The organism is Albimonas sp. (genome assembly GCF_055129145.1).
This window is the reverse complement of record NZ_JBSRTQ010000154.1, coordinates 1-9,632: the sequence shown is the minus strand read 5'-3', so window position 1 is coordinate 9,632 and position 9,632 is coordinate 1. Positions and strand designations below refer to the sequence as shown.

General features: G+C 67.7%; 9 protein-coding genes and 1 tRNA gene. 4 read left to right on the top strand and 6 right to left on the bottom strand.

The window, feature by feature from the left end; translation table 11 throughout:
- Nucleotides 1-531: 531 nt before the first annotated feature.
- The 4 genes from ACTB72_RS18110 to ACTB72_RS18095 form a co-directional block, all read right to left on the bottom strand.
- Nucleotides 532-1,623, bottom strand: a complete 1,092-nt coding sequence (locus ACTB72_RS18110) for a serine/threonine protein kinase (RefSeq protein WP_463038410.1) — start codon at nt 1,621-1,623, stop codon at nt 532-534.
- Nucleotides 1,623-2,051 (bottom strand): DUF3010 family protein, encoded by a 429-nt coding sequence (locus tag ACTB72_RS18105; protein ID WP_463038409.1) that lies wholly within the window; start codon nt 2,049-2,051, stop codon nt 1,623-1,625. Before ACTB72_RS18105 ends, ACTB72_RS18110 begins: the two co-directional genes overlap by 1 nt.
- A 350-nt stretch (nt 2,052-2,401) precedes the next feature.
- Nucleotides 2,402-3,799 carry a phage integrase gene (locus ACTB72_RS18100; protein ID WP_463038408.1) on the bottom strand — a complete coding sequence of 466 codons (1,398 nt, stop codon included), beginning with the start codon at nt 3,797-3,799 and terminating at the stop codon, nt 2,402-2,404.
- Nucleotides 3,800-3,920: 121 nt separating this feature from the next.
- Nucleotides 3,921-3,996, bottom strand: a tRNA-Ala gene (locus ACTB72_RS18095).
- A gap of 256 nt (nt 3,997-4,252) precedes the next feature.
- Between ACTB72_RS18095 and ACTB72_RS18090 the strand changes: the two genes are divergently transcribed.
- The 3 genes from ACTB72_RS18090 (at nt 4,253) to ACTB72_RS18080 (ending at nt 6,688) form a co-directional block, all read left to right on the top strand.
- Nucleotides 4,253-4,537, top strand: coding sequence for a YggT family protein (locus ACTB72_RS18090; protein WP_463038407.1), 285 nt, complete (start codon nt 4,253-4,255; stop codon nt 4,535-4,537).
- 4 nt (nt 4,538-4,541) lie between these two features.
- Nucleotides 4,542-4,997, top strand: a complete 456-nt coding sequence (locus tag ACTB72_RS18085; RefSeq protein ID WP_463038406.1) for a DUF167 family protein — start codon at nt 4,542-4,544, stop codon at nt 4,995-4,997.
- Between the two features lie 428 nt (nt 4,998-5,425).
- Nucleotides 5,426-6,688 carry a Na+/H+ antiporter NhaA gene (locus ACTB72_RS18080; RefSeq protein WP_463038405.1) on the top strand — a complete coding sequence of 421 codons (1,263 nt, stop codon included), beginning with the start codon at nt 5,426-5,428 and terminating at the stop codon, nt 6,686-6,688.
- Between the two features lie 78 nt (nt 6,689-6,766).
- Here the strand turns inward: ACTB72_RS18080 and ACTB72_RS18075 are convergent, their stop codons facing one another.
- Nucleotides 6,767-7,867: an FG-GAP-like repeat-containing protein gene (locus tag ACTB72_RS18075; protein WP_463038404.1), complete on the bottom strand. Its 1,101-nt coding sequence runs from the start codon at nt 7,865-7,867 to the stop codon at nt 6,767-6,769.
- A gap of 189 nt (nt 7,868-8,056) precedes the next feature.
- Nucleotides 8,057-8,413, bottom strand: coding sequence for a hypothetical protein (locus ACTB72_RS18070; RefSeq protein WP_463038403.1), 357 nt, complete (start codon nt 8,411-8,413; stop codon nt 8,057-8,059).
- Nucleotides 8,414-8,699: 286 nt separating this feature from the next.
- On the opposite strand from ACTB72_RS18070, the gene kdsA reads away from it, so the two are divergent.
- The gene (gene kdsA / locus ACTB72_RS18065) at nt 8,700-9,563 is read left to right on the top strand and encodes a 3-deoxy-8-phosphooctulonate synthase (RefSeq protein WP_463038402.1); all 864 of its coding nucleotides are present in this window, start codon (nt 8,700-8,702) and stop codon (nt 9,561-9,563) included.
- Nucleotides 9,564-9,632 lie beyond the last annotated feature (69 nt).

Below are 9,632 nucleotides of genomic sequence, written 5' to 3'. Positions count from 1 at the left end.
GCCCTCCGGCAAGACACGTCGCAAACGACGTCGCTATGCACGTCTCTTACCTCGTCAGGCGACAACCCGGCAGGCGGTCCAAAACGGGCGGTTACGGCCGACCGCCGCCTCCTCGACCTTGTTCAGACCGACGCGCGGTGCGCCCAGGCCGCCGGGACAACATCGGAGTGACGCCGCCATGTCATCGGATCGCCACGACCCTTGGATCGACCCGCTCGACCTCGACGACGGCCCCGATGGCCGCCCCTGCCCGGCCTGCGGGACCCGCTTCCGCCCGCCCCGGCCGCAATCCCGCTTCCGTTGCGACGACTGCCGGAAAGCACTCGTCGCCTTCCGTGTGGCGCGCGGCGCGGCGCTCGTCGAGCCATTGATCCGATATGCAACCGGCCGCTCTTCCCGCGACCCCCGGCGCCGCGAGGAGGCGAAGCGCGCACTGCGTTTTCTTGATCGCCGTGGCCGGGCGCTTGCTCGTGAGATCGGCAGGGGCCGCAGCTAGCATGCAAGACTGACTACGGCCCAAGCTCAACTCAACTATGCCCTCAAACGAATGGCCCTCTCGATACAGACAATCGCGTTCGCTATCGTTTCTGACGTAAGTTCGTATTGACGCCGCCACCCTGCCCTAACCTTTTTCTCAACACGAAACTGGCCGCCATCAGGCACGATACGATAAGTGCGGCCTCGGTCGTGCAGCGACAGGAACCCGTCGATGAACCTCCAGTCACAAACGCGGGGCCGGATATTGTTGAGTGTAGTGATGAAATCCGCCACCGTCGGATAGCGGCTATTTTTGTCGAGATGGCACGCCTTCCGAATTATCCGCCTTAGCGGGCTCGACACAAAATCCGGCAAACTACTGAGATTAAGCACCTTGCCTTTTCGGATAAATTTCTCAACTATCGAATTATAGTAGATCTGCCTGTCAATCTCAGACATCTCTTCACCTTCGGCAATTTCCTTTAACGTCAGCCAATTCTCGATCTCATAGGGCAGATCACCGCCGAGCAGCTGATAAAAGACCATGCCAAGTTGGTAGACATCACCCTGTCGATAGAACTGGTTTCCGACGAAATCCTCAGGAGGGCGATAGAGAATTGCGTGCTTCGAAAAACTGTTAGCAAAATCATCATCACCAATTTGGACTACCGAACCAAAATCGCCAACTACTCGAGTGCCGTCATCAGTAACGAATAGGTTAGAAGGCTTGAGGTCGCGGTGAACATAGCCCTCACCGTGCAGATAACTTACCCCCGAGCCAAACTGGACAATGGCGTCGACCGCCTCGACGGGACCGAAGACCCGTGCGCCCAATTCGTCGTCTAAATCGCCCGCAGAACAATATCGCGTGATGAAGTAAGCTTCATCAGCATCAATCGCCTCGGCAAAATCAACCTGAAGTACGTGGGGCGACTCAAGCCGAGCCAGCAATGCAGGTTCGATATGAACACCATCACCCCAATAGTAGAATTTTATCACAACCTTGCGGTCTAAGATTCGATGATGCCCAATCAGGACGTGGCCGTTTGCTCCCCTCAATATGACTTTTCTAAAGTCGATACTCTCAGCCAATCGAAATAATGTTGGCTGCAAACTAGCCGGCATGGCTGCAATGTCGCACGGCACTAGATTTCTCCAACTCTTTTGAGTTGAAACGCGCCGCAGCGATAGGCATCTGCCAAATAATTCTGCAATCCTGCCGGAAGTCCCGCGACATTGGTCTTAGCAAATTTTGAAAGTGCGACAGCGTTTGCAAAATAGGTTGCAGTACCAGGCACCAGTTGCACCAGAGCCTCAACTTTGAAGGATCCCGCTCCGGCAGCGAGTGGACCACTCGATGCACGCTGTTTTATACAAAAGGCTCTGACGTCGTTCTCGTGAGCGAACGCCGACATCGCTGCGAGAAATGCCTTCAAAGAGTCGCCAGACTTCTCGTCCTCTAAAATAATCTTCCGAGTATGGCACGCATGATATGTAACGCCGCCCGCGCCATCCGACGACACAACCGCAAGATTAGCTGTACTTCCAGAAATTTGAACACCGCAGATCCGCATGTCACCCCTCCCAACGGAAACCTCACCTACCAACCAAATCAACGCAGTTCGTTGCCGCGCGACTTATTAGGCATTTTCTATGGCAAACAGGAGGAGCGATACAACCTATGAACGACGCGCGGTGACGGCCTGCGCGCGGGACTGATCGCGAGCGCGGGATGATGAGTAGCATTCGAGGTGCCCGATACGCTTTCGCTTTCTAGCGCAGGACAGTCACTAGCACCCTGACACCGGACAGGTCGCTCCGAACCAGTCATTTCCCGCCGGCAGCTATTTTGCCGAGCGCAGCTTGAGTATGTACGCCTGCTTGGCTTCACGACGAGCGCAATGCGACGCTGTCTCCGGACAGCTTACCTCTCGCCCCCGACCGGGTCCTCATCATCCGGACCAGCTTCACCTCCTTGGTTGTCGCCCTTCTTCTCACGCTTAACACCGGAATAGGTCCCTGAGGCGTCGACCGCGATCCGCTCGACCCATTCTAGGAGGTGCTTCAATTCAGCGCCCGCTCCGTAGCGCGGGCGCTTCGTTGTATGACCCATGAGGTCCGACGCAATGCGGTCCGGCGCCTCGACCGCGAGGAGCCGGTCCTCGAAGGCGTGGCGGAGCCCGTAGGCGGTATGGGCGGGCGTGGGGGTGAGCTTGTTGTCCCGCAGGAACTTGTTCGTCAGGTTCGACCAGCCGGTCGACTTGTCGGCGTAGCGCGGGAACCCCTGCGGGTTGCGCCGCGCCGCGTCGAGGGAGACGCCGACGAGCGGGATCGGGCGCGGGGAATGCGCGGTCTTCAGCCGGCGGGCGTTCGACCCGCCTATGTCCAGGAAGGGGACCTCGGCGTCGAGGACGATCTCCTCGGGCGTGAGGTTGCAGAGTTCCGACGGGCGGGCGCCGGTGTTGACCATCAGGAGGAGGAGGTCGCGCGCCGCCGCGTTCAGCCCGTTGAGGACGCCGGGCGCGACGAGCGCCGCGACCTGCGTCCTCGACCAGGTCGGCCGCGTCGTCGTCTCCTCGTCGAAGCGGAGCCCCGCCCAGAGCTTCGCGTCGAGGCCGATCCGCTTCATCTCCTCGACCGTCCGCCAGATGCCGGACAGGTGGTAGAGGTCCTTGTTCAGCGTATTGGCCGAGACGCCCTTCGCCAGGCGCGCCCGCAGCCAGGTGCGGAAGGCGAGCGCGTCGTCGCGGTCGACGTCGCGGATCGCCTTGTCGCCGATGACCTTGACCAGGTTGTCGACGGCCTTCTTGCGAACCTGTTTCCAGTGCTTGAGCTGCGCGGGGGATTTCTTGGCGACGCGGTCCTCGGTCAGGTCGAGGAAGACGTCGAAGCCTTGGCGGAGCGTGAGGGGAGGACGCGGCACGGTTCCGAGATCGGCCGCCAGGGTCGCGACGTCGGCGTCTGAACCGTCGCCGCCGATGGCTCCGAGCTTGCCCTCCGCGTCGAGGCGCCGGAGCCGATAGAGCAGTTCCTCGATAGGACCTTCCGCCAGCTCGTCGACGGTCTTGTAGCGGTAGCCTCGGGCGGCGGCAAGTTCGCGCGCGGCCTCGAAGCGGACCAGCGCGTCGGGATCGTGGCCGGCGAGCTTCGCCTCCCATCCCGCGACAAGCTCGCGCCAGACCTTGGGCGCCTTCTCCTTCGCCTCGGCCGTGTCTTCGGTCCCGAGCGCGAGATAGACGAACGTGCGGGAATCCAGGTCCGCGAAGCGTCGCGGGACCCGCCGGTAGAGGTAGAGCTTTTGCCCACGCCGGATGATCGCCATGGGGCGGGACTCTGCCGAATGTACAGCGGTTTTCGGGCGCAATTGGAGCGACCGGGGTCCGCGTGGAGCGGTTTTATCTACTGATTTCAGGAGGTTGGATGAGACCCACGGGCAAGGTCTCTGGTGGAGCCGAGGGGGATCGAACCCCTGACCTTCGCATTGCGAACGCGACGCTCTCCCAGCTGAGCTACGGCCCCGTTGGCGGGCTGATTAGTCGGGCGCCGGGGGGGTGTCAAGCGCCTCGGCGCGGATTTCGAAGGACGCGGCGCGCGACGCCGGGGAAGCGGCGGCGGGCGCGGGGCGCGGAGCGGTCCGGCGGGCGAAATCGGCCGACTCCGCTTCGCGCCCGGCGGATTAACCAAATCATCGCCGCCGTCGTGGTTGAACCGGAGGCCAACGGCCGCTAACTCTCGGCCTGAACCTTGAAGCCCCGGACGACGGAATCTGCTCCCGATGACCTCGATCGCCGCCATTCTCCTGATGATCCTGAACGTCGCCTGGTGGATCATCATCGTTCAGGCGGTGATGAGCTGGCTGATCAGTTTCGACGTGATCAATCTGCGCCAGCGCTTCGTCTATTCGGTCTGGTCGTCGCTGAACCGGCTGACCGAGCCGCTCTACCGCCCGATCCGCTCGATCCTGCCGTCCTTCGGCGGGCTCGACCTCGCGCCGCTGGTGGTGCTGGTCGCGATCGCGGCGCTGCAGATCCTGATCGCCAACAACCTCTCCGCCTACTGATCCGTTGGCGAGACGAGCCGGGCGGCGCGCGGCGCGCAGGGCGAGCGGGGCCGCGGAGGGCGGGGCTCAGGACGGCGACACTCAGAACGGGGCGCGGGACGCCGACGCCCCCGCGCCGCGCCTCGACGATCTCCCCTGGACGACCGACCCCGAGGGCCTGCGCATCATGGCGCGGGTCACGCCGCGCGGCGGGCGCGATGCGCTCGACGGGGTGACGCGGGATGCGGACGGGCGGCCGACGCTGGCGCTGCGCGTCTCGGCCCCGCCCGATGCCGGCCGGGCCAATGCGGCGGCGGCGGCGTTGGTGGCGGGGCTGCTCGGCCTGCCCCGCTCGGCGGTGAGCGTGGAGCGGGGGGCGACGTCGCGGGTCAAGCGGCTGCGGGCGCTCGGCGCGCCCGAAGCGCTGGCGGCGCGGTTGGCCGAGGCGGTGGCGCGGGCGGCGGGCTCCGGCGGCGGCTGATCCGGGCTTGGGCGCGGGGGAGGCGCGGCCCCGGCATCGCCTCGCCCGCCCGGGCCTGCCCTGACCTCTCCCTTCCCCAGACGGCAGGACCCGGCGCCGACGAGGCCGCGCGCCGCGGGCGGAACGGCGACGCCGGCGCGCGCGTGACGCGACGCCTGCGGGCCGGCCGGGATGACGGGCTTCCGCTTCCCCCCTCATCTCCTCCCCTCCTCCCCTCCTCCATGACCGACGCGCATGAATCGGGCTTCTTTGCGACCCATTCGCCCGGCCCTTCCGCCGCCATTGCCCGACCCCATGGGATCGCATAGCAAAGACGCTCGCGCCCGCGGCCCTGCGCCGCCCGAGCGCGCGGGGGCCCGGCGGCCCCGGCCGCCCGGTCCGGGCGGCGCCCGCGCCGGACCAACGTCCGCGACAGAGAAAGCCCGGGCATGTACAGAACTTGGTCCTTCGTTTCCGAGTATTCGCTGTTGCTGATCGGCGGAGCGTTGCTCGCGCTGGGCTGGGCCAACGTGTCGCCCGAGAGCTACCACCAGATCATCGACCACGTTCTCGTCGATCACTTCCCGATCGGCCATCTGCATATCGGAACCGACGGCGAGAGCCACCGCACCCTCACCCTGCACTACCTGATCAACGACGTGCTGATGGCGCTGTTCTTCGCCATGGCCGGCAAGGAGGTCTGGGAGGCGATCACGCTGGAGAACGGCAGCCTGCGCGGGCGCAAGGCGGTGACGCCGCTGATCGCGACGGCGGGCGGCATGCTGGGGCCGGTCCTGGTCTATCTGGCGCTGGCCTTCGTGCTGGGATCAGACATCTGGAACGCCACGGCGCATGGCTGGGCGACGCCCACCGCCACCGATATCGCCTTCTCCTACCTGGTGGGGCGGATGGTGTTCGGGGCCGGGCATCCGGCGGTGCGCTTCCTGCTGCTGCTGGCCATCGCCGACGATGCGGGCGGGCTTTTGATCCTCGCGATCTTCTATCCCTCGGGAGAGCTGCAGCCGGTGTGGCTGCTGCTGTCGCTGGTCGCGGCGGGCGCGACCTACGGGCTCGCCAACTGGCTGCCGCGCCGGATGGACCGCCGCAAGCCGACCCGGCCGGCGTCGACCTGGGTCCGCAAGGCGCTGGGGGTCTGGCCCTATCTGATCGGCGGTTGCGTCTGCTGGTACGGGTTCCAGGAATCGGGGATCCACCCGGCGCTGGGCCTGCTGCCGATGGTGCTGACCGTGCCGCATGCCGATGTGAGCTTCGGCGTCTTCGCCGAGGCCGAGACCCATCTGCACGACCTGCTCAACGAGATCGAGCACGGGCTGAAGGTTCCGGTGCAGGGGGTGCTGTTCCTGTTCGGGCTGGCCAATGCGGGGGTGGAGCTGACCTCCATGGGCGACGCCACCTGGCTGGTTCTGGCGGGGCTGCTGATCGGCAAGCCGGTGGGCATCACCGTGATGGGGCTGATCGCGGCGAGGGGTCTGAAGCTGGGCCTGCCGGAGGGGATGCGGACCGTCGACCTCTTCGTGGTCGGCTGCGTCGCGGCGATCGGCTTCACGGTGGCGCTCTTCGTGGCGGCGGTGGCCTTCGATCCGGGTCCGGTGCAGGACGCGGCCAAGATGGGCGCGCTGATGAGCTTCGCGGCCGCCGTCGTGGCGCTGATCGCGGGAAAGGCGACCGGGGTCGAGAAGCGCATCGGCTGATCGCGCGGGACGAGGGCGGGCCGGCCGGCCGCGCGCGGCGGATCGGGGGCGCGCACGCGGCCCCCGACACGCCGGCCGTCACAGGATGAAATCCCCGGCGTCCAGCCCCTCGACCCCAAGCAGGTCGATGCGCATCTCCGCCTGCCCGTCCCCGTCGAGGTCGGCCAGCAGCTTCGCGCCGAAGCGGGCGTCGATCATCCGCAGCTCCCCCGCCTCGCCGGCAAAGGCCGACGCGCCGATCCAGCGGAAGGCGTCGTCCTCTCCGCCCCGCACCGCGTCGACGCCCGAGAGATCCACCAGATCCTCGCCTGTCCGGAACGCCGCGATGCGGTCATGCCGCCGGCCGCCGGGGCTCGTCCCCTGCGCGGCGAAGACGAACACGTCCTCGCCCGCGTCGGCGCGGAAGGTCTCGCGGGCGCGGGTGGCGACATGGGTCTCGGGCGCCGGGACGCCGGGCCCGAAGTCGGGAAGCTCGCCGGTCAGCAGCAGCTTGTTTCCCGCGATCCGCCCCTCCGCATCCGCGCCGAACAGCGCGAAATTCAGCCGTCCCGCATCCACCACCGGCAGGGCGCCGGCGTTGAGCAGATTGAAATAGTCGTCCGGCGAGGCGATCACGTCCGTCAGCGTGAAGGTCCGCATGACCCCGCCGCCGGTGTTGAGCAGAAACAGCGGCATCTCGCCCGAGAAGGACCGTCCGCCCCGCCCGTAAAGCTGCAGGTCCGTCAGCCCGTCGCCGTTGAGATCCCGGGCGTCGAGGAAATAGACGGTCTTGGTCCCCTCGACGAAAGAGGCGTCGCCCAGCGTCGCCCGGGTGATCTCGGTCAGCCCGCCGCGCCCGTCGCGGGCGAAGACCTGCAGGACCAGCTCCTCGGTGCAGCCCGCGGCCTTGCGGCGCCCCTGCGCGAGGAGGATCAGCTCGTCCGTCCCGTCGCCGGTCAGGTCGGCGGTTGCGATGTCGATCACCTCCTGCGCGCGGCGCGTCTCGGGATGGTCGGGCAGCGCCATCGCGCGGCGGTCGGAGAAGGCGCCCTTGCGCGAGAAATACACCATGGAGGCGCGGTCGCCGTAGGGGTCCTCCTGCTTGCCCAGCACCAGGTCGTCCCGGCCGTCGCCGTTCGGATCCGCGAAATGCGCCACATGCCAGCGGTCGGGGCTCGCCCCGTCATTGGCCTCGCGCACCGTGTCGGGCGGCGCGGAGCGGACGAGGCGGAAGCGCCCGGCGCCGTCGTTGAGCAGCAGCGGCGGCGCGGCGTTGTCCTCGTCTCCGGCCGTGGCGACGTAGAGGTCGACGTCCCCGTCCCGATCCGCATCCGCCGCGGTCGCCCCGTGCGAGAAGCTCTTGCGCCCGCCCGGAATCCGCGCCGTACGTCAGCCGCCTTCGCCGTCCGGGAGCATCAGGACGTCCGGCTCGCCCGGCGCGGCCTGGGCGTCGGGGCCGGTGCAGGCGAGATGGACGTCGTCCACCCCGTCGCCGTTGAAATCGGCGGACACCGCCTCGCGCGGCGTGAACCAAGCGGGGAGCGCATAGCCCCCGTCCTCGGCGCCCCGCACGAGACAGGCGCGGGCGCGCGTGGCGATGCTGTCGGTCCACGGCAGGGCGTCGGCGCGCCCGTCATGGTTCACGTCGCCGATATTGGCCCCGGTCGCCCAGTCGAGGCGCGCGGGGAGCGGGCCGAAGGGCGCGCCGACGACGAAGAGGGACGAGAGGTCGCGGCCTGAGGACATGGCCGATCCCGATCGAAGGCGCCGGCGGGCGGCGCGGGGAAGACGAGGCGCCCGGGCCTTGGATAGGGAGAATTCGAATGCCGCGCGTCGCGGCGCAAGTCGCGCGCGACATCGGGCGCATGCCGCAGCGTCCATATGGGCCCGGCCGCCCTGGGGAGGCGCGCGCCGGGAGGCCGCGGCGCGGGATCGGGCGCAAGCTTCGCCGCCCCCCGCGCCCGCAGGTCGCGGGGCGGAGGATGCACGGACCGGCTTCTCCGCCGCGCGCGGCTCTGCTAGGCACTTGCCCATGACCCAGTCCAGCGCCGCCACGCCCCGCACCGTCTCCGTCGGCGATCTCGCGATCTCCAACGCCTCGCCCCTCACCGTGATCGCCGGGCCCTGCCAGCTCGAGTCGCTCGACCATGCGCTGATGATCGCCGGCCGCATGGCCGAGGCCTGCGCCGCGGTCGGCGCCGGCTACGTGTTCAAGGCGAGCTACGACAAGGCCAACCGCACCTCCGTTTCCGGGCGCCGCGGCCCGGGGACCGAGAAGGGGCTGGAGATGCTGGCCGAGATCCGCGCCCGCACCGGCCTTCCCGTGCTGACCGACGTGCATTCGGAGGCGCAATGCGCGCTCGCGGCCGAGGCCGGCGTGGACATCCTGCAGATCCCGGCGTTCCTTTGCCGGCAGACCGACCTGCTGCTGGCGGCGGGGCGCACCGGCAAGGCGGTCAACGTGAAGAAGGGGCAGTTCCTCGCCCCCTGGGACATGGCGAACGTGGCGGCCAAGGTGGCCTCGACCGGCAACGAGAACATCCTGCTGACCGAGCGCGGGGCCTCTTTCGGCTACAACGCGCTGGTCACCGACATGCGCGGGCTGCCGACCATGGCGCGGACCGGCTATCCGGTGATCATGGACGCGACCCACGCGGTGCAGCAGCCGGGCGGGCTTGGCGGCTCGTCGGGCGGGCAGCGGGAATTCGCGCCGGTGCTGGCGCGCGCGGCGGTGAGCCTCGGCATCGCGGGGGTGTTCATCGAGACGCATGAGGACCCCGACAACGCCCCTTCGGACGGGCCCAACATGATCCCGATCGACAAGATGCCGGCGCTGATCGAGACGCTGATGGCGTTCGACCGGCTGGCCAAGGCCAACCCGATCTCGCTCGACTGAACGGCGCCGCGACGCGGCGGCGCGGCCGGGCGATCCCGGCGACGCGCGCCGCGGGCGGAACGGGGCCGC